The organism is Pseudomonas siliginis, from assembly GCF_019145195.1.
Lineage (GTDB): Bacteria > Pseudomonadota > Gammaproteobacteria > Pseudomonadales > Pseudomonadaceae > Aquipseudomonas > Aquipseudomonas siliginis.
In genome coordinates, this window is sequence record NZ_JAHSTW010000010.1 from 215,369 (window position 1) to 233,955 (window position 18,587).

Sequence of the window (18,587 nt, forward strand, 5' to 3'; positions counted from 1 at the left end):
AAAAGCTGAGGCCAGCCGCGTTGAATGAAGGGTGATGCAGGGTTTCAGAGCAGCACCACGTCATATTGTTCCTGGGAATACATGGTTTCCACCTGGAAGCGTATGGTGCGACCGATAAAACCTTCAAGTTCGGCGACGTTACCGGACTCTTCGTCGAGCAGACGATCGACCACTTTCTGGTTGGCCAGCACTCGATAACCCTCGGCCTGGTAGGCCCGGGCCTCGCGCAGAATCTCACGGAAGATCTCGTAACAGATGGTTTCGGCGGTCTTCAGTTTGCCGCGTCCCTGACAACTGCTGCACGGTTCGCACAACACCTGCTCAAGGCTTTCGCGGGTGCGCTTGCGGGTCATCTGCACCAGGCCCAACTCGGTGATGCCGATGATGTTGGTCTTGGCGTGATCGCGCTCCAACTGTTTCTCCAGAGTGCGCAGGACCTGACGCTGGTGCTCTTCATCTTCCATGTCGATGAAGTCGATGATGATGATCCCGCCGAGATTGCGCAGGCGCATCTGCCGGGCGATCGCCGTGGCCGCTTCGAGATTGGTCTTGAAAATGGTTTCTTCGAGGTTGCGATGACCGACGAACGCCCCGGTGTTGACGTCGATGGTGGTCATGGCTTCCGCCGGATCGATCACCAGATAGCCGCCGGATTTCAGCGGTACCTTGCGCTCCAGCGCGCGCTGGATTTCGTCTTCGACACCGTACAGATCGAAGATCGGCCGCTCGCCCGGATAGTGTTCCAGACGATCGGCGATTTCCGGCATCAGTTCGGCGACGAACTGCGTGGTTTTCTGGAAGGTTTCCCGGGAATCGATGCGGATCTTCTCGATCTTCGGGTTGACCAGGTCACGCAGGGTGCGCAGGGCCAGGCCGAGGTCTTCGTAGATCACGCTGGGCGCGGCGATGGTCTTGATCTGCTCGTTGATCTGGTCCCAGAGGCGCCGCAGGTAGCGGATGTCCATGAGGATTTCATCAGCGCCCGCGCCTTCAGCGGCTGTGCGCAGAATGAAACCGCCGGCCTCCTTGATGCCTTCTTTGGCCACGCAATCGCTGACCACCTGCTTGAGGCGCTCGCGCTCGGCTTCGTCTTCGATCTTCAGGGAAATGCCGACGTGGGCGGTGCGCGGCATGTACACCAGATAACGCGAAGGAATCGACAGTTGTGTGGTCAGGCGTGCACCTTTGGAGCCGATCGGGTCTTTGGTGACTTGCACCACCAGACTTTGGCCTTCGTGCACCAGCGAACTGATGCTTTCCACCGCCGGGCCTTCACGCAGGGAGATTTCGGCGGCGTGAATGAAAGCCGCACGATCGAGGCCGATGTCGACAAATGCCGCCTGCATGCCCGGCAGGACGCGAACGATCTTGCCTTTATAGATGTTGCCGACGATCCCGCGTTTCTGCGTGCGCTCGACGTGGACTTCTTGCAGCACACCGTTTTCGACCACCGCCACGCGCGACTCCATCGGCGTGATGTTGATCAGAATCTCTTCACTCATGGCAGGATCTCGTTCAGGCATGTTCACGATAGTGGCCGCATCTGGATTCGTACGACGCTCAGGGCGTGTTCAGGTTTTGCCAACAGGGTATGCCGAAATGGCCCAACACCTCGCAGGTTTCGCACAACGGCAAGCCGACCACCGCCGAGTAGCTGCCGTCGAGCCCGGCGACAAACACCGCACCCAGGCCCTGAATGCCATAGCCGCCGGCCTTGTCGCGCGGTTCGCCACTGGCCCAGTAGGCGCCGGCCTCTTCGCGGCTGATGCTGCGGAAACGCACGCGACTGCGCACCACCCGCGACTCGCAGCGCTCACCTTCAAGCACGGCGATAGCGGTCAGCACTTCGTGTTCGCTGCCGGACAACATCATCAGCATGGCGCATGCGTCGGCTTCGTCCACCGGTTTGCCAAGTATTTTGCCGTCGAGTACCACAGCGGTGTCGGCGCCAAGCACGCAGAACGGCTGATCAGAGACGACCGAGCGGCGCCCGGCCTCAGCCTTGCCACGCGCGAGGCGCTCGACATAGGCCGAAGGGGATTCTTCAGGAAGCGGGGTTTCGTCGATGTCCGCGCTGATGGCGGAGAAGTGCACGCCGATCTGCGTGAGCAATTCACGGCGACGCGGTGAGCCGGAGGCGAGGTAAAGCAGTTTCATCAAAACATCTCCCTGTTCAGTGCCCTGCTTCACCGGCTCAATAGATTCTGTAGCGTCGGCACATCCCGCGAAGGGCGAAGCTGACCCACGGCCAGAGTAAGGCACTGACCAGCGCCGGCAAGACCAGCGCCAGGGTTGGCTGACGGTTGCCGGTCAGAGCGCTGAGCCACAGTTGCGCCAATTGTGCGAGGCCGAAGATCACCAGGATCACCAGGCACTGCTGCCACATCGGGAACATGCGCAGACGCTGCTGCAACGACAACACGAGGAAAGTAATCAGGGTCAGGATCAGCGCGTTCTGCCCGAGCAGGTCGCCCTGCAGGACATCTTCGGCCAGTCCCAGACAGAAGGCGGTGACCATGCCGACCGTGTGCGGCATATACAGCGCCCAGAAGGTCACGAGCAAGGCCAGCCACAGCGGGCGAAGGATTTCCATGAAGATCGGCAACGGTGAAACGCTGAGCAGGATGCCGACGAAGAACGTCAGCCAGATCATCCAGCCGTTTCCGGATTTTTTCGCGCCGACCATTATTCTCGTCCCCCGGTAGTGGCTGGCGGTTTCGCCGGTGGTTTGCTCGCGGCCGGTGGTTTGGCAGCGGCCGGAGCGGCAGCGGGCGGTTTGCTCGCGGCAGGCTTGGCAGGCGTGGTGGCAGGCGCCGCAGCTTCAGCGGCCGGCGCTGCGGTAGCGGTCGACGGCGTGGCAGGCATGATCAACGGTTTCGGCACGCTGGCCGGCAACATCGGGCCGCCGCCGTGGGCATCGAGCTGTTCCTGCGCCTGGGCGGCGTCATTGGCGCGTTCCTCGGCGGTGCGGCTGTCGCTGAACACCAGCAGCAGGTAGCGGCTGCGGTTCAGGGCGGCAGTCGGCACGGCGCGGACAATGGCAAACGGCTGGCCGGAATCATGGATGACTTCCTTGACCGTGGCCACCGGATAACCAGCGGGGAATCGCTGGCCGAGGCCGGAGCTGACCAGCAGGTCGCCCTCTTTGATGTCTGCCGTGTCGGCGACATGACGCAATTCCAGGCGCTCAGGGTTGCCGGTGCCACTGGCAATCGCGCGCAGACCGTTACGGTTTACCTGCACCGGAATGCTATGGGTGGTGTCGGTCAGCAGCAGGACCCGCGAGGTGTACGGCATCAACTCAACCACCTGGCCCATCAGCCCGCGTGCATCGAGCACCGGTTGACCGAGCACCACGCCGTCGCGCTCTCCTTTGTTGATGATGATGCGATGGGTGAAGGGGTTGGGGTCCATGCCGATCAGCTCGGCCACTTCGACCTTTTCATTGACCAATGCAGAGGAATTGAGCAACTCGCGCAGCCGAACGTTCTGCTCGGTCAGGGCCGCGAGCTTTTGCATGCGCCCCTGCAACAGCAGGTTTTCGGTCTTGAGTTTTTCGTTTTCGGCGACGAGCTCGGTGCGGCTGCCGAACTGACTGGCGACCCCTTCCCACAAGCGGCCGGGCAGGTCGGTGATCCAGTAGGCATCCATGAGCACCAGCGACGCTTGCTTGCGCGCGGGCTTGAGCAGGTCGAAACGTGCATCGACCACCATCAGCGCGACCGCGAGCACGGCCAGCACCAACAGGCGCACGCCCAACGAAGGGCCTTTGGTGAAAAGCGGTTTAATAAGCCGCTCCTCCCAGGCAAATGTTCTGTTTATTCATACGGCATCAAACCGGCCTGGATGAAGACTGACAGAAGATAAACGCCAACAGGCAGCACTGCAAAGTGCTGCCTGTGCGTTCACCCACGTATTGCATTCGAAGCTTATTCGCTCGAAAGCAGATCCATGGTGTGCTTATCCATCATTTCCAGCGCACGGCCACCGCCGCGAGCAACGCAAGTCAGCGGATCTTCGGCAACGATCACCGGCAGACCTGTTTCCTGGGCCAGCAACTTGTCGAGGTCACGCAGCAGCGCGCCACCACCGGTCAGCACCAGGCCACGCTCGGCGATGTCGGAAGCCAGTTCCGGCGGCGATTGCTCCAGCGCGCTTTTCACGGCCTGAACGATGGTTGCCAGCGACTCTTGCAGAGCCTCGAGCACTTCGTTGGAGTTCAGGGTGAATGCGCGTGGAACGCCTTCGGCCAGGTTGCGACCGCGAACATCGACTTCGCGCACTTCGCCGCCCGGGTAGGCCGTACCGATTTCCTGCTTGATGCGTTCAGCGGTGGATTCACCGATCAGGCTGCCGTAGTTACGGCGCACGTAGGTGATGATCGCTTCGTCAAAACGGTCGCCGCCGACACGTACGGATTCGGCGTAGACCACACCGTTCAGGGAGATCAGGGCGATCTCGGTGGTACCACCACCGATATCCACGACCATCGAACCGCGCGCTTCTTCAACCGGCAGACCGGCACCGATCGCAGCAGCCATCGGCTCTTCGATCAGGAACACTTCACGGGCACCGGCGCCAAGGGCCGATTCACGGATGGCACGACGCTCAACCTGGGTGGACTTGCATGGAACGCAGATCAGCACACGAGGGCTGGGCTGCAGGAAACTGTTTTCGTGAACCTTGTTGATAAAGTACTGCAGCATCTTTTCGCAGACGCTGAAGTCGGCGATCACGCCATCCTTCATCGGACGAATGGCAGCAATGTTGCCCGGCGTACGGCCGAGCATGCGCTTGGCCTCGGTGCCGACAGCAACGACACTTTTCTGGTTACCGTGTGTCCGAATGGCCACAACCGATGGCTCATTCAGGACGATACCGCGCTCGCGCACGTAAATAAGGGTGTTGGCAGTGCCCAGGTCAATGGAAAGATCGCTGGAAAACATGCCACGCAGTTTCTTGAACATGGGAAAGGGACCCTAGGCAACGCGTGGGTAAAAAAGTGCGGCAAACTCTAACAACGACAGGGATTTTGGGCAAGGCGCCAATATGTTAAATTGGCCGCTTTTCTGTGCACCAAGCCCCACAATCGCGGCCTTATGACCGTAGAAGTGCGGTAGTGTTCCGACAATCTAACACACGGACGCCGTCCGTTCTGTTTTCCACTGGAGAATCCCGATGGCGCTAGAACGCTCCGACGTGGAAAAAATCGCGCATCTGGCCTGCCTTGGCCTCAACGATGCCGATCTTCCGCACATTACTTCCGCCCTCAACAGCATTCTCGGGCTGGTCGACGAAATGCAGGCCGTTGATACCGACGGTATCGAGCCGCTGGCCCACCCCCTGGAAGCCAGTCAGCGCCTGCGCGCCGATGTGGTGACCGAGACGAATAATCGCGAGGCCTACCAGTCCATCGCACCAGCGGTCGAAAACGGCCTGTATCTGGTTCCGAAAGTCATCGACTAAAGGGAAAGAGCCTGCAATGCATCAAATGACTCTGGCCGAGATCGCCCGCGGTCTCGCCGATAAAAAGTTTTCCTCCGAAGAGCTGACCAAAGTCCTGCTGGCGCGTATTACCCAGCTCGATCCGCAGCTCAACAGTTTCATCAGCCTCACCGAGGATCTGGCCATCGAGCAGGCGAAAGCCGCCGATGCACGCCGGGCCAACGGTGAGAGCGGCGCTCTGCTCGGTGCGCCGATCGCCCACAAGGACCTGTTCTGCACCCTGGGCATCCGCACCAGCTGCGGCTCGAAGATGCTCGACAACTTCAAGGCCCCGTATGACGCCACCGTAGTCGCGAAACTGGCCGCTGCTGGCGCCGTGACCCTGGGCAAGACCAACATGGACGAATTCGCCATGGGTTCGGCCAACGAGTCGAGCTGGTACGGCGCAGTGAAAAACCCGTGGAACCTGGAACACGTGCCGGGCGGTTCGTCCGGTGGCTCGGCCGCCGCCGTGGCCGCTCGCCTGCTGCCTGCCGCCACCGCAACCGACACCGGCGGTTCGATCCGCCAGCCGGCAGCATTCACCAACCTCACCGGTTTGAAGCCGACCTACGGTCGCGTTTCGCGCTGGGGCATGATTGCCTACGCGTCCAGCCTTGATCAGGGCGGCCCGTTGGCGCGCACCGCCGAAGACTGCGCGATCCTGCTGCAAGGCATGGCCGGCTTCGACCCGAACGATTCCACCAGCATCGATGAGCCGGTTCCGGATTACTCCGCCGGCCTGGGCGATTCGCTGCAAGGCCTGCGCATCGGCGTGCCGAAGGAATACTTCAGCGCCGGTCTCGACCCGCGCATTGCCGAGCTGATCCAGAACAGCATCCAGCAGTTGCAGAAGCTCGGTGCGGTGATCAAGGAAATCAGCCTGCCGAACATGCAGCACGCCATTCCTGCGTACTACGTGATCGCCCCGGCAGAGGCCTCCTCGAACCTGTCGCGTTTCGACGGCGTGCGTTTCGGCCACCGCTGCGAAAACCCGGAAAACCTCATCGACCTGTACAAACGCTCCCGTGGCGAAGGCTTCGGCGCCGAAGTACAGCGCCGGATCATGGTCGGTGCCTACGCGCTGTCCGCCGGTTACTACGATGCCTACTACCTGAAAGCGCAGAAGATCCGTCGCCTGGTGAAGAACGATTTCATGGCTGCGTTCAATGAAGTCGACATCATCCTCGGCCCGACCACGCCGAACCCGGCCTGGAAGCTTGGCGCGAAGAACAGCGACCCGGTCGCTGCATACCTGGAAGACGTCTACACCATCACCGCCAACCTCGCCGGCCTGCCGGGCCTGTCGATGCCGGCCGGTTTTGTCGACGGTCTGCCGGTGGGCGTGCAGTTGCTCGCGCCGTATTTCCAGGAAGGCCGCCTGTTGAACGTTGCCCACCAGTATCAGCTCAACACTGACTGGCACACCCGCACCCCAACCGGCTTCTGAGGAGACACACATGCAATGGGAAGTCGTGATCGGGCTGGAGATTCACACTCAGCTCACCACCCGGTCGAAAATCTTTTCCGGTAGTTCCACCACGTTCGGTTCCGAGCCGAACACCCAGGCCAGCCTGATCGATCTGGGCATGCCCGGCGTGCTGCCGGTGCTCAACCAGGAAGCGGTGCGCATGGCGGTGATGTTCGGTCTGGCGATTGACGCCGAGATCGGCCAGCACAACGTGTTCGCCCGGAAAAACTATTTCTACCCGGATCTGCCGAAGGGCTACCAGATCAGCCAGATGGAATTGCCCATCGTTGGCAAGGGCCACCTGGACATCGCCCTGGAAGACGGCACGGTCAAACGCGTCGGCATCACCCGCGCGCACCTGGAAGAAGACGCCGGCAAGAGCCTGCACGAAGAATTCAACGGTGCCACCGGCATCGACCTGAACCGTGCCGGCACGCCGCTGCTGGAAATCGTTTCCGAGCCGGACATGCGCAGCGCCAAGGAAGCCGTGGCTTACGTCAAGGCGATCCACGCACTGGTGCGTTACCTGGGCATCTGCGACGGCAACATGGCCGAAGGCTCGCTGCGTTGCGACTGCAACGTCTCGGTACGGCCGAAAGGCCAGGTCGAGTTCGGCACTCGCTGCGAGATCAAGAACGTCAACTCGTTCCGCTTCATCGAGAAAGCGATCAACTCGGAAATCCAGCGCCAGATCGAGCTGATCGAAGACGGCGGCAAAGTGATCCAGCAGACCCGCCTGTACGATCCGAACAAGGACGAGACCCGTCCCATGCGTTCGAAAGAGGAAGCCAACGACTACCGTTACTTCCCCGATCCGGACCTGCTGCCGGTGGTCATCGAAGAGTCGTTCCTCGGTGAAGTGCGTGCCACCCTGCCGGAACTGCCACCGCAAAAGCGCGAACGCTTCCAGAGCCAGTTCGGTCTGTCGGCCTACGACGCCAACGTGCTGGCCACCAGCCGTGAACAGGCGGACTACTTCGAGAAAGTCGCGGCCATCGGTGGCGACGCGAAACTGGCGGCGAACTGGGTGATGGTCGAGTTGGGCAGCCTGCTCAACAAGCAGGGCCTGGACATCGAAGACTCGCCAGTCTCCGCCGAGCAACTGGGCGGCATGCTGCAGCGCATCAAGGACAACACCATCTCCGGCAAGATCGCCAAGGTAGTGTTCGAAGCGATGGCCAACGGCGAAGGCAGTGCTGACGAGATCATCGAGAAGCGCGGCCTCAAGCAAGTCACCGACACCGGCGCGATCTCGGCCGTGCTCGACGAAATGCTCGCGGCCAACGCCGAACAGGTCGAACAGTACCGCGCGGCAGACGAAGCCAAACGCGGCAAGATGTTCGGCTTCTTCGTCGGCCAGGCCATGAAAGCCTCGAAAGGCAAGGCCAACCCGCAGCAGGTGAACGAACTGCTGAAAAGCAAGCTCGAAGGCTGACCACCAATGGAGCCAGATCCAAAGCCTGGCTCCATTCCCTGTGGAAGGGACCTGTGGCGAGGGGATTTATCCCCGTTGGGCCGCGAAGCGGCCCCAATTGCTGAGCTTGATTTGCACCAGATAAATCGAGTTCTCAGTTTTGGGACTGCTGCGCAGTCCAACGGGGATAAATCCCCTCGCCACAGGTCACTCCTACATTTGATCCGGGATACCTTTGAATGAAGCGCCTGTTTTTGAGCAGCGCCCTGCTCTCTCTGCTGGCCGGTTGCGCCAGTACCGACACCATCGACCCGCACGGTTACGACCAGACCGGCGTCGCCTCCTACTATGGAGCCAAACATCACGGTAAACGCACCGCCAGCGGCGAAGCGTTCAACCAGCACTCCCTGACCGCCGCCCACCGCCAGTTGCCGTTCGGCACGCGGGTGAAGGTCACCAACCTGAAAAATGATGAATCAGTCGTGGTCCGCATCAATGACCGTGGCCCGCACACCCGTGGCCGACTGATCGATCTGTCTCGCGAGGCCGCCGACGAGATCGGCATGCTGCGCAGCGGCACCGCACGGGTACGCGTGCAGGCTCTCGACTGATGGAGCGCCGACCATTTTCGGACTAGCCGATCTGCCGCTGATCAACGTCATCGAATTGTTCAGTGGCCTGTGTCTTTTGCTCATCGGCGCCGAGCTGATGGTGCGCGCCGCCGTGCGTCTGGCCGAACGTCTGCATGTGCGCCCGCTGATCATCGGCCTGACCATCGTCGCCCTCGGCAGCAGCGCGCCGCAGATGACCGTGAGCCTGCAAGCGGCGCTGACCGACAACCCGGACATCGCCGTCGGCAGCGTGGTCGGCAGCGGCATCTTCAACATTCTCGTCACCCTTGGCCTCTCGGCACTGATCATCCCCCTGCGCGTGTCGCGGCAACTGGTGCGCCTGGATATCCCGCTGATGATCGGCGCCAGCCTGCTGGTATTCATCCTCGCCTGGAATAAAGACCTCGGGCGTTTCGACGGCGTCCTGCTGCTCGGCGCCTTGGCGCTGTACCTCGGCTTGCTGTTGCGTCAGTCGCGACATTCGACTCGCCCCCATACCGAACGCTCGCAGGATACGCAGCAATCCTGGCTGATCAGTGTGCTGATGATTCTCGCTGGCCTGGCCATGCTGGTGTTCGCCGGGCGTCTGCTGCTCGGCGCCGCCGTGGTCGTGGCCACCGATCTTGGCCTGTCGGAACGGGTCATCGGTCTGACCGTGGTTGCGGTCGGCACTTCGCTGCCAGAACTGGCGACTTCGCTGATCGCTGCGTTGCGCGGGCAGCGCGACATTGCCGTGGGCAACGTGATCGGCGCCAACCTGTTCAACCTGCTCGGAGTGCTGGGGCTGACCGCGCTACTCGCACCGACGCCGCTTTCCGTTTCCCCGAATGCGCTGGATTTCGACTTGCCGGTGATGCTCGGCGTCGCGGCGCTGTGCTTGCCGGTGTTCTATTCCGGCTATCGCGTGACCCGGGCCGAAGGCTTGCTGCTGCTTGGTTTGTATCTGGTCTACGGGCTGCATGTGGTGTCGTTCACCACTGGTATGCCGCTGGCCGGCAAACTCGAGCGCTTGATGCTGTTTTATGTCCTGCCGGCGCTGCTGACGTTTCTGCTGTTCACGTCGATCCGCGCCTGGCGTCGCCAACACCACAAGAGAGATGTGCCATGAGCGAGTCGAAGCAGTCCGGGGTTGAAATCCGTCGTCAGGTCATGGGCGATGCGTTCGTTGATCGCGCCCTGGGCAACGCCACCGAGTTCACCCAGCCGTTGCAGGATTTCGTCAATGAACACGCCTGGGGCGGGGTGTGGAATCGCGAAGGGTTGTCGCTGAAAACCCGCAGCCTGATTACCCTCGCAGCGCTGACCGCGTTGAAGTGCCCGCAGGAGTTGAAAGGCCATGTGCGCGGTGCGCTGAACAACGGCTGCACGGTGGAAGAGATTCGTGAAGCGCTGCTGCATTGCGCGGTGTATGCAGGCGTGCCGGCAGCGATCGATGCGTTTCGCGCGGCGCAGGAAGTGATCGATACCTACCAGAAACCGCAGTGACTGCCTTCGCGAGCAGGCTCGCTCCCACATTTGCAATGCGCTTCCCTGTGGGAGCGAGCCTGCTCGCGAAGAGGCCCTGCCAGACACCGCACATCCTTGATCAGATCCACCCACCCCACTGCAACACAAAGATCCCGACATTGGTGGTAATCGCCGCCATCAAGGTGGTCATCACGATGATCGCCGCTGCCAGCTCATGATTGCCCTGTGCCGCCCGGGCCATGACGAAACTTGCCGCCGCCGTCGGGCTGCCAAAGTAGAGAAACAGAATCCCCAGCTCCGCGCCGCGAAAACCCCACAGCCATGCCCCCAGTGTCGCCAGCACCGGCAGACCGATCATCTTCACCAGGCTGGAACTGAGTGCCATATTGCCGCTCTTGCGCAACGCCGCCAGCGACAGCGTGCCGCCGATACAGATCAGCGCCAGCGGCAAAGTGGTCTGCGCCAGATACTGGCCGGAGGTCTCCAGCCAGCCCGGCAAACCGATCTTGAAATAGGCGAACGGCGCCGCCGAAATCACGCTGATGATCAGCGGGTTGCTGAACACGCTTTTGCAGATGCTCCACGGATCGGACTTGATCACCGGGCTGTACACCGCCAGCACGATGGTCGACAGCGTGTTGTAGAACAGGATCACCAGCGCCGCGAGAATTGCCCCGAGGGAAATGCCGTAATCGCCGTACATGCTCGCCGCCAGCGCGAGACCGATCACGCCGTTGTTACCGCGAAAAGCGCCCTGGGTGTAGATGCCGCGATCTTCCCGCGGACATTTGAAAATCGCCCAGCCCCACGCCACGGCGAAACTCACCAGGGTGGCGAGGGAAAAGTAGATGAGGAGCGAAGGTTGCAGCGCGGCGTGCAAGTCCGCGTGGAGGATGCCGAGGAACAGCAGCGCCGGCATGGTCACGTTGAACACCAGCGACGAGGCGGTGTGGATGAAGTTGTCGTTGATCCAGTCGATGCGCTTGAGCAGCACACCGAGAAACAGCATGGCAAACACCGGCGCGGTGATGTTCAGGGTTTCAAGAAAGATTGCCAGCATGCCGGAGAGCCTTGGGTGAGCGTCGATAGGGGGCTAATGATAAGCCACAAGTCCTTCGGCGTCTGGCAGATCGCTTTCGCGAGCAGGCTCTCTCCCACATTTGCAATGCATTTCCCTGTGGGAGCGAGCCTGCTCGCGAAGAACGATGACGCGGTCTCAGGTAATCGGCGCCGGGTTGAACAAGGTGATGTCGTTATGCAGCTTGTGCTTCTCCGCCCAGGTCTGTTGCTTGCCACTGGCAACATCCAGGTAATAGTGAAACAACTCCCAGCCGAGTTCTTCGATGGTCGCGCGCCCGGTGGCAATGCGTCCGGCATCGATGTCGATCAGATCCGGCCAGCGCTGCGCCAGTTCGGTCCGCGTCGACACCTTGACCACTGGCGCCATGGCCAGCCCATAAGGCGTGCCGCGACCGGTGGTGAACACGTGCAGGTTCATCCCCGCCGCCAGTTGCAACGTACCGCAGACAAAATCGCTGGCCGGCGTCGCGCAGAAAATCAGGCCCTTGTGCTTGAAACGCTCGCCCGGGCCGAGCACGCCATTGATCGCGCTGCTGCCGGACTTCACGATCGAGCCCAGCGACTTCTCGACAATGTTCGACAACCCGCCCTTCTTGTTGCCCGGCGTGGTGTTGGCGCTGCGATCGGCCTCGCCCTTGGCCAGGTAACGATCGTACCAGTCCATCTCGCGCACCAGCTCTTCGGCGACGGTTTGCGTCTGCGCCCGCGACGTCAGCAGGTAGATCGCATCGCGCACTTCGGTGACTTCGGAAAACATCACCGTCGCCCCCGCACGCAACAGCAAGTCCGAGGCATAACCCAGCGCCGGGTTGGCGGTAATCCCGGAGAACGCGTCGCTGCCGCCGCACTGCATACCGAGAATCAGCTCGGAGGCCGGCACGGTTTCGCGGCGGCGCTGGTCGAGTTTCTTCAAACGCACTTCGGCCAGTTCCATGATCTGCTCGATCATTTCGGTGAAGCCGTGACTCGAATCCTGCAAGCGGTACAACCACGGATCGCTGAGATCCACCGAGGCATCATCCTCGTGCATCACCTGCCCGGCCTGCAATTTCTCGCAGCCCAGACCGATCACCAGCGCCTCGCCGCCCAGGTTCGGGTTGCGCGCCAGATTACGCACGGTACGAATCGGGATGTAGGCGTCGGTGGCGGTAATCGCCACACCACAGCCATAACTGTGGGTCAGTGCCACCACGTCATCGACGTGCGGATACTTCGGCAGCAGCTCTTCCTTGATGCGCTTGACCGCGTGATCGAGCACGCCGGTGACGCACTGCACGGTGGTGGTGATGCCGAGAATGTTGCGCGTGCCGACGGTGCCGTCGGCGTTGCGATAACCCTCGAACGTGAAGCCTTCCAGCGGTGCCTGCGCATCCGGCACATCGGTGGACAGCGGCAAGCTGTCCAGCGGCGGCGCGGTCGGCATGCGCAGTTGATCTTCCTTGACCCAACTGCCGCGACGGATCGGCTGCAAGGCGTAGCCGATGATCTGCCCGTAACGAATCACCGGGCCGCCTTCGGGAATATCCTCCAAGGTGACCTTGTGGCTCTGCGGTACGAAATCCAGGGTGACCAGGCCATCGGCAAACTCGGTACCGGCCGGTACGCCCTGATCGTTGACCACCACTACAACGTTGTCCCGCTCGTGCAGGCGGATGTAGCGCGGAGAGTCGGAATGTTCAATCAACTGCATGACGCCGCTCCTCAGGAATGCGCTTGAGACAAATTGCCGGTGGCTTCATTGCCGCCCTTGGCTGGCGGCTCTTTCAACACCACACGCTTGATCGGGCCGACGATCACCAGATAGCTGAACACCGCGACCAGTGCGTTGGCGCCGACAAACACCAGCGCCCACTTGAACGAGCCAGTGGAGCTGATGATGTAGCCAATGACGATCGGCGTGGTGATCGAAGCGATGTTGCCAAAGGTGTTGAACAGGCCACCGCTCAGACCGGCGATCTGTTTCGGCGAGGTGTCGGAGACCACCGCCCAGCCCAGTGCGCCAACGCCTTTGCCGAAGAATGCCAGCGCCATGAAGCCCACGACCATCCATTCCACTTCAACATAGTTGCACGCGACGATGCTGCTCGAAACCAGCAGACCGGCGATGATCGGCGCCTTGCGAGCGAAAGTCAGCGAATGGCCCTTGCGCAGCAGGTAGTCGGAAATCACCCCGCCGAGCACGCCGCCGATAAAGCCGCAGATGGCCGGCAACGAAGCGATGAAACCGGCCTTGAGAATGGTCATGCCACGCTCTTGCACCAGATACACCGGGAACCAGGTCAGGAAGAAATAGGTGATGCCGTTGATGCAGTACTGGCCCAGATACACGCCAAGCATCATGCGGTTGGTCAGCAACTGACGGATGTAATCCCACTTCGGACCGTCGGACTTCTTGCCCTTCTGATCCATGTCGACCATGCCGCCGTTGTCAGCGATGTGCTTGAACTCGGCCTCGTTGACCCGTGGGTGCTCGCGCGGGCTGTAGATGACTTTCAGCCACACCAGCGAGAACACGATACCGAGGATACCCATGACGATGAACACGTGCTCCCAGCCGAAGCTGTAGACGATCCAGCCCATCAGCGGCGCGAACAACACGGTGGAAAAGTATTGCGCCGAGTTGAAGATCGCCGAAGCGGTGCCGCGTTCAGCGGTCGGAAACCACGCCGCCACGATGCGCGCGTTGCCGGGGAACGATGGCGCTTCCGCCAGGCCCACGAGGAAGCGCAGCATGAACAGCGCAACCACTGCCGTGGACATGCCGAATTCACCGACAAAGCCTTGCAGCACGGTGAACAGCGACCAGGTGAAAATGCTCAGGGCATAGACTTTTTTCGAGCCGAAGCGATCGAGCAGCCAGCCACCGGGAATTTGCCCGGCGACGTAGGCCCAACCGAATGCGGAGAAGATATAGCCGAGGGTGACGGCGTCAATGCCCAGGTCCTTTTGCAGGCTGGAACCGGCAATGGCGATCGTGGCACGGTCGGCGTAGTTGATCGTGGTCACCAGAAACAGCATGAGCAGGATCAAATAGCGGACGTGAGTCGGCTTGGAGGATTGCATGCAGATGTACTCCCACTGATTATTTTTATGCGGGTAAAACATTCTTTGGTCTTGTGCCGCGCAGGGCCTCAGGCGATGGCCCGGCGCGGATGCAGCGGGGTTACGATCCGATGTAACTGGTCTTCACGACCGTGTAGAACTCTTGTGCATAGCGGCCCTGCTCACGGGAGCCGTAGGACGAGCCTTTACGGCCACCGAACGGTACGTGGTAATCCACACCGGCGGTCGGCAGGTTGACCATCACCATCCCGGCTTGGGAGTGGCGCTTGAAGTGGTTGGCGTACTTCAGCGAGGTGGTCGCGATGCCGGCCGACAGGCCGAATTCGGTGTCGTTGGCCATTGCCAGCGCAGCTTCGTAATCGGCCACGCGAACAATGTTGGCCACCGGGCCGAAAATTTCTTCGCGGCTGATGCGCATCGACGCTTCACTGTCGGCAAACAAGGTTGGTGCGAGGAAGTAGCCTTCGGTATCGCAGGTCACCACACCACCGCCGCTGACCAAACGTGCACCTTCGGACTGGCCGATGTCGATGTACTTCATGTCCTGTTCAAGCTGCGCCTGGGAAACCACCGGACCTATGTCGGTGCCCGCTTTCAGCGCGTGGCCGACCTTGATCGACTTCATGCGCTCGGCCATCGCTTCAACGAACTTGTCGTGGATGCCAGCGGTGACGATCAGACGGCTCGACGCTGTGCAGCGCTGGCCGGTGGAGTAGAACGCGCTCTGCACCGACAGCTCGACCGCTTGCTTGAGGTCGGCGTCGTCGAGAATGATCTGCGGGTTCTTGCCGCCCATTTCCAGCTGCACCTTGGCCTGGCGCGAAACGCAGTTGACCGCGATCTGACGACCCACGCCCACCGAACCGGTGAAGCTGATGCCGTCGACTTTCGGGCTGTTGACCAACGCCTCGCCAACCACGCGACCGCTGCCCATTACCAGGTTGAACGCACCGGCCGGGAAGCCTGCGCGGGAGATGATTTCCGCCAGCGCCCAGGCGCAGCCCGGCACCAGATCGGCAGGTTTGAGCACGACGCAGTTGCCGTAGGCCAGGGCCGGAGCAATTTTCCACGCCGGGATGGCAATCGGGAAGTTCCACGGGGTGATCAGACCGACCACGCCCAGCGCTTCACGGGTGACTTCGACGTTGACGCCCGGGCGTACCGACGGCACATAGTCACCGGACAGACGCAGGCATTCACCGGCGAAGAACTTGAAAATGTTGCCGGCGCGGGTCACTTCACCGATCGCCTCCGGCAGGGTCTTGCCTTCTTCACGGGCCAGCAGCGTGCCGAGCTCTTCGCGACGGGCGAGGATCTCGCTGCCGACTTTATCCAGCGAATCGTGACGGGCCTGAATGCCCGAAGTGGAGTACGCCGGGAACGCTGCGCGGGCGGCGTCGATAGCGGCGTTGACCTGGGTCAGGTCAGCCTTGGCGTAGTCGCCGATGGTGTCGCTGAGTTCGGACGGGTTGATGTTGGCCGAGTAATCGGCACCGGCGACCCATTCGCCATTGATGTAGTTGTCGTAGCGTTTTGCAGTTGTCACAGGGCAGCCCTCAACTCTAAAAGCCTTCACGCAAAAAGCCGCTGATTGCTCAGCGGCCTCGCTTTTCTCGTTTACTGCGCGCCTTGCTTGTCGATCAGCGCGGCGAGCATTTCGTACTCTTCGCCGGTCAGGTCGGTCAGCGGCGCACGCACCGGACCTGCGTCATAGCCGGCGATTTTTGCACCTGCCTTGACGATGCTCACGGCGTAACCGGCCTTGCGGTTGCGGATGTCCAGGTACGGCAGGAAGAAGTCGTCGATGATCTTGCCGACGGTGGCGTGATCTTCGCGAGCGATCGCGTGGTAGAAGTCCATCGCGGTTTTCGGGATGAAGTTGAACACCGCCGAGGAGTACACCGGCACGCCCAACGCCTTGTAGGCAGCGGCGTAGACTTCAGCGGTCGGCAGACCACCCAGGTAGCTGAAGCGATCACCGAGGCGGCGACGGATCGACACCATCAACTCGATATCGCCCAGGCCATCCTTGTAGCCGATCAGGTTCGGGCAGCGCTCGGCCAGACGTTCCAGCAGCGGCGCGTTGAGGCGGCAAACGTTGCGGTTGTAGACGACCACGCCGATCTTTACCGATTTGCACACGGCTTCAACGTGGGCGGCAACACCGTCCTGGCTCGCTTCGGTCAGGTAGTGCGGCAGCAGCAACAGGCCTTTGGCGCCCAGACGCTCGGCTTCCTGAGCGTATTCGATGGCCTGGCGGGTCGAACCACCAACGCCGGCGAGGATTGGCACGCTGGTTGCGCAGGTGTCGACGGCAGTCTTGATGATTTCCGAGTATTCGCTGGCGGCCAGGGAGAAGAACTCACCGGTGCCGCCGGCGGCGAACAGAGCCGAAGCGCCATACGGAGCCAGCCATTCCAGGCGTTTGATGTAGCCCGCGCGGTTGAAATCGCCCTGCGCGTTGAAATCGGTCACCGGGAAAGACAGCAGGCCGGCAGAGAGGATGGACTTCAGTTCTTGTGGATTCATTATTCGAACACCCTGGTAGCAACGTTTTATTGTGAGTGGACCGTTCAGCCTTCGCCGAAGTTGTAGGTCATCGTACAACTTAAAAAATAACCGTCAACTGCATTTCATCGCTGGCAGGGCTTTTTTGTCGGACAAGATTGGCTTTTGCGCTTTATGAAATGGCTACAAGGCTCGTGCTTGACGCTTTCGAAGGCTGAAATATCCGGTCTGGATTCGTTTAATTCTGTGGAGACCAGCGGCTCGTAAAGTACGTCGACTGCCACGAAGGATCGTGGCGGACCACTCAAAGGAAGCCGCTATGTCGATGCATTTTCCCGCCCCCACCCTCACCCACGTCGCCCCTGCGCAAGACGATTGCGTGACGCTTCAGCTCTCGCAATTGCCGGACATCCTCACCGTGCAGGTCCCGGATTCCAGCGATTTCGCAGCAAACTGGAGCGTCTACGCGATCCTCGGCAGCGATGGAGAAGAACCCGAATGGGAAGGTGATGAGGTGGACACTGGCGCCTGGGACGACGCCGAGGATGAAATGGAAAAGCTGCTCGACATCGAGGTGCATCTGCCGAAAGAGGCGCTTCAACCGTACCTGAACCGCGAGGTGGAGCTGCGCTACAAATTTCGTGACGAGTCGAGCATGGAGCCGTATTCGCTGCCGCTGAGGTTGTGCATAGAGGCGTAACTCAGCTTCGCTGCGCCTGCGCCTCTTCATGGGCCTGGCGCAGTCTTTCGCGGCTGTTGGTCAGGTGCAACCGCATTGCGGCGCGGGCAGCATCGGAATCCTGACGGGCAATCGCGTCGTAGATTTCCTCGTGCTCGCGGCTCAGGCGGCTCATGTAGTGCTGCTGGTCATCATGAGCCAAACGCGCCGAGTTCAGCCGCGTACGTGGAATGATGCTGGTGCCCAGGTGCGTCATGATGTCGGTGAAATAGCGGTTACCGGTGGACAGGGCGATTTCCAGGTGGAAAGCGAAGTCCGACGACACCGCATCGCTGGCATGGGAGGCGCTTTCGTTCAAGGCGTCGAGCGCGGCGCGCATGGTTGCCAGTTGTTCGGGGCTGCGGCGTTGCGCGGCAAGGCCGGCGGATTCGACTTCGAGGCTGATGCGCAATTCGAGAATTGCCAGCACGTCACGCAGGGTGACAACGGTGGCCGGATCGATGCGGAAACCGCTCGGGCTCGGCGTATCGAGAACAAAGGTGCCGATGCCGTGGCGGGTTTCTACCTGGCCGGCGGCCTGCAGACGGGAAATTGCCTCGCGGACCACGGTGCGGCTGACGCCATGGGCTTCCATGATCGCCGACTCGGTGGGCAACTTGTCGCCACGCTTGAGCAGGCCATCGCGGATCTGCTCGCTCAACACCGTCACCAATTCCTGGGCGAGGCTGCGGCGCTTGCGGGGGAGGCGCGGGGTGTCGATCAGCTTTTCCATGGTCTGCATCTTGTCTCGAAAGTTCGGCTTGGCGCCAT

At 61.2% G+C, this 18,587-nt stretch carries 18 protein-coding genes; 7 read left to right on the forward strand and 11 right to left on the reverse strand.

Annotation, left to right across the window (positions count from 1 at the left end; all coding sequences use genetic code 11):
• Positions 1-44: 44 nt before the first annotated feature.
• From rng to mreB, 5 genes are all read right to left on the reverse strand, one after another.
• Positions 45-1,502 carry a ribonuclease G gene (gene rng, locus KVG87_RS20525; protein ID WP_016771696.1) on the reverse strand — a complete coding sequence of 486 codons (1,458 nt, stop codon included), beginning with the start codon at positions 1,500-1,502 and terminating at the stop codon, positions 45-47.
• Positions 1,503-1,560: 58 nt separating this feature from the next.
• The gene (locus KVG87_RS20530) at positions 1,561-2,157 is read right to left on the reverse strand and encodes a Maf family protein (RefSeq protein WP_217852325.1); all 597 of its coding nucleotides are present in this window, start codon (positions 2,155-2,157) and stop codon (positions 1,561-1,563) included.
• A 37-nt stretch (positions 2,158-2,194) separates the two neighbouring features.
• Positions 2,195-2,686, reverse strand: coding sequence for a rod shape-determining protein MreD (mreD, locus tag KVG87_RS20535; protein ID WP_024011608.1), 492 nt, complete (start codon positions 2,684-2,686; stop codon positions 2,195-2,197).
• Entirely contained in the window at positions 2,686-3,789 is a 1,104-nt protein-coding gene (gene mreC, locus KVG87_RS20540; RefSeq protein WP_076565845.1) for a rod shape-determining protein MreC, read from the reverse strand. The genes mreD and mreC overlap by 1 nt, the downstream gene beginning before the upstream one ends.
• 140 nt (positions 3,790-3,929) lie before the next feature.
• A complete protein-coding gene (gene mreB, locus KVG87_RS20545; protein WP_002555108.1) occupies positions 3,930-4,967 on the reverse strand; it encodes a rod shape-determining protein MreB in 1,038 nt (345 codons plus the stop codon).
• 211 nt (positions 4,968-5,178) lie between these two features.
• On the opposite strand from mreB, the gene gatC reads away from it, so the two are divergent.
• From gatC to KVG87_RS20575, 6 genes are all read left to right on the forward strand, one after another.
• Positions 5,179-5,466: an Asp-tRNA(Asn)/Glu-tRNA(Gln) amidotransferase subunit GatC gene (gene gatC, locus KVG87_RS20550; protein WP_024011606.1), complete on the forward strand. Its 288-nt coding sequence runs from the start codon at positions 5,179-5,181 to the stop codon at positions 5,464-5,466.
• A 16-nt stretch (positions 5,467-5,482) separates the two neighbouring features.
• Positions 5,483-6,934 carry an Asp-tRNA(Asn)/Glu-tRNA(Gln) amidotransferase subunit GatA gene (gene gatA, locus KVG87_RS20555; RefSeq protein WP_076565843.1) on the forward strand — a complete coding sequence of 484 codons (1,452 nt, stop codon included), beginning with the start codon at positions 5,483-5,485 and terminating at the stop codon, positions 6,932-6,934.
• A gap of 10 nt (positions 6,935-6,944) precedes the next feature.
• Entirely contained in the window at positions 6,945-8,390 is a 1,446-nt protein-coding gene (gene gatB / locus KVG87_RS20560; RefSeq protein WP_016771702.1) for an Asp-tRNA(Asn)/Glu-tRNA(Gln) amidotransferase subunit GatB, read from the forward strand.
• Positions 8,391-8,608: 218 nt separating this feature from the next.
• Positions 8,609-8,980: a septal ring lytic transglycosylase RlpA family protein gene (locus tag KVG87_RS20565; RefSeq protein ID WP_016771703.1), complete on the forward strand. Its 372-nt coding sequence runs from the start codon at positions 8,609-8,611 to the stop codon at positions 8,978-8,980.
• A gap of 31 nt (positions 8,981-9,011) precedes the next feature.
• Complete coding sequence (locus KVG87_RS20570) at positions 9,012-10,088, forward strand: calcium/sodium antiporter (RefSeq protein WP_217852390.1); 1,077 nt, start codon at positions 9,012-9,014, stop codon at positions 10,086-10,088.
• Positions 10,085-10,465, forward strand: a complete 381-nt coding sequence (locus tag KVG87_RS20575) for a carboxymuconolactone decarboxylase family protein (protein WP_130911319.1) — start codon at positions 10,085-10,087, stop codon at positions 10,463-10,465. The genes KVG87_RS20570 and KVG87_RS20575 overlap by 4 nt, the downstream gene beginning before the upstream one ends.
• A gap of 100 nt (positions 10,466-10,565) precedes the next feature.
• Here the strand turns inward: KVG87_RS20575 and KVG87_RS20580 are convergent, their stop codons facing one another.
• The 5 genes from KVG87_RS20580 to kdgD form a co-directional block, all read right to left on the reverse strand.
• Positions 10,566-11,507 (reverse strand): AEC family transporter, encoded by a 942-nt coding sequence (locus KVG87_RS20580; protein WP_041477966.1) that lies wholly within the window; start codon positions 11,505-11,507, stop codon positions 10,566-10,568.
• Between the two features lie 156 nt (positions 11,508-11,663).
• The gene (garD, locus tag KVG87_RS20585) at positions 11,664-13,217 is read right to left on the reverse strand and encodes a galactarate dehydratase (protein WP_016771706.1); all 1,554 of its coding nucleotides are present in this window, start codon (positions 13,215-13,217) and stop codon (positions 11,664-11,666) included.
• 11 nt (positions 13,218-13,228) lie between these two features.
• Positions 13,229-14,590 carry an MFS transporter gene (locus KVG87_RS20590; protein ID WP_217852327.1) on the reverse strand — a complete coding sequence of 454 codons (1,362 nt, stop codon included), beginning with the start codon at positions 14,588-14,590 and terminating at the stop codon, positions 13,229-13,231.
• A 100-nt stretch (positions 14,591-14,690) separates the two neighbouring features.
• On the reverse strand, positions 14,691-16,136 hold the full coding sequence (locus KVG87_RS20595) for an aldehyde dehydrogenase family protein (protein ID WP_122881954.1): 1,446 nt from the start codon (positions 16,134-16,136) through the stop codon (positions 14,691-14,693).
• 71 nt (positions 16,137-16,207) lie between these two features.
• On the reverse strand, positions 16,208-17,119 hold the full coding sequence (gene kdgD, locus KVG87_RS20600) for a 5-dehydro-4-deoxyglucarate dehydratase (protein ID WP_016771708.1): 912 nt from the start codon (positions 17,117-17,119) through the stop codon (positions 16,208-16,210).
• A gap of 298 nt (positions 17,120-17,417) precedes the next feature.
• Between kdgD and KVG87_RS20605 the strand changes: the two genes are divergently transcribed.
• Positions 17,418-17,798: a hypothetical protein gene (locus KVG87_RS20605; protein ID WP_217852329.1), complete on the forward strand. Its 381-nt coding sequence runs from the start codon at positions 17,418-17,420 to the stop codon at positions 17,796-17,798.
• Between the two features lies 1 nt (position 17,799).
• Here the strand turns inward: KVG87_RS20605 and KVG87_RS20610 are convergent, their stop codons facing one another.
• Positions 17,800-18,549, reverse strand: coding sequence for a FadR/GntR family transcriptional regulator (locus KVG87_RS20610; protein WP_177327011.1), 750 nt, complete (start codon positions 18,547-18,549; stop codon positions 17,800-17,802).
• Positions 18,550-18,587: the final 38 nt, after the last annotated feature.

What these genes read in the sequence shown, in the direction of transcription:
- rng (WP_016771696.1), bottom strand. Translation starts at nt 1,502, where the DNA reads ATGAGTGAAGAGATTCTGATCAACATCACGCCGATGGAGTCGCGCGTG.
- KVG87_RS20580 (WP_041477966.1), bottom strand. Translation starts at nt 11,507, where the DNA reads ATGCTGGCAATCTTTCTTGAAACCCTGAACATCACCGCGCCGGTGTTT.
- gatA (WP_076565843.1), top strand. Translation starts at nt 5,483, where the DNA reads ATGCATCAAATGACTCTGGCCGAGATCGCCCGCGGTCTCGCCGATAAA.
- KVG87_RS20590 (WP_217852327.1), bottom strand. Translation starts at nt 14,590, where the DNA reads ATGCAATCCTCCAAGCCGACTCACGTCCGCTATTTGATCCTGCTCATG.
- kdgD (WP_016771708.1), bottom strand. Translation starts at nt 17,119, where the DNA reads ATGAATCCACAAGAACTGAAGTCCATCCTCTCTGCCGGCCTGCTGTCT.
- KVG87_RS20530 (WP_217852325.1), bottom strand. Translation starts at nt 2,157, where the DNA reads ATGAAACTGCTTTACCTCGCCTCCGGCTCACCGCGTCGCCGTGAATTG.
- garD (WP_016771706.1), bottom strand. Translation starts at nt 13,217, where the DNA reads ATGCAGTTGATTGAACATTCCGACTCTCCGCGCTACATCCGCCTGCAC.
- mreD (WP_024011608.1), bottom strand. Translation starts at nt 2,686, where the DNA reads ATGGTCGGCGCGAAAAAATCCGGAAACGGCTGGATGATCTGGCTGACG.
- KVG87_RS20605 (WP_217852329.1), top strand. Translation starts at nt 17,418, where the DNA reads ATGTCGATGCATTTTCCCGCCCCCACCCTCACCCACGTCGCCCCTGCG.
- mreB (WP_002555108.1), bottom strand. Translation starts at nt 4,967, where the DNA reads ATGTTCAAGAAACTGCGTGGCATGTTTTCCAGCGATCTTTCCATTGAC.
- KVG87_RS20565 (WP_016771703.1), top strand. Translation starts at nt 8,609, where the DNA reads ATGAAGCGCCTGTTTTTGAGCAGCGCCCTGCTCTCTCTGCTGGCCGGT.
- KVG87_RS20610 (WP_177327011.1), bottom strand. Translation starts at nt 18,549, where the DNA reads ATGGAAAAGCTGATCGACACCCCGCGCCTCCCCCGCAAGCGCCGCAGC.
- KVG87_RS20575 (WP_130911319.1), top strand. Translation starts at nt 10,085, where the DNA reads ATGAGCGAGTCGAAGCAGTCCGGGGTTGAAATCCGTCGTCAGGTCATG.
- gatB (WP_016771702.1), top strand. Translation starts at nt 6,945, where the DNA reads ATGCAATGGGAAGTCGTGATCGGGCTGGAGATTCACACTCAGCTCACC.
- gatC (WP_024011606.1), top strand. Translation starts at nt 5,179, where the DNA reads ATGGCGCTAGAACGCTCCGACGTGGAAAAAATCGCGCATCTGGCCTGC.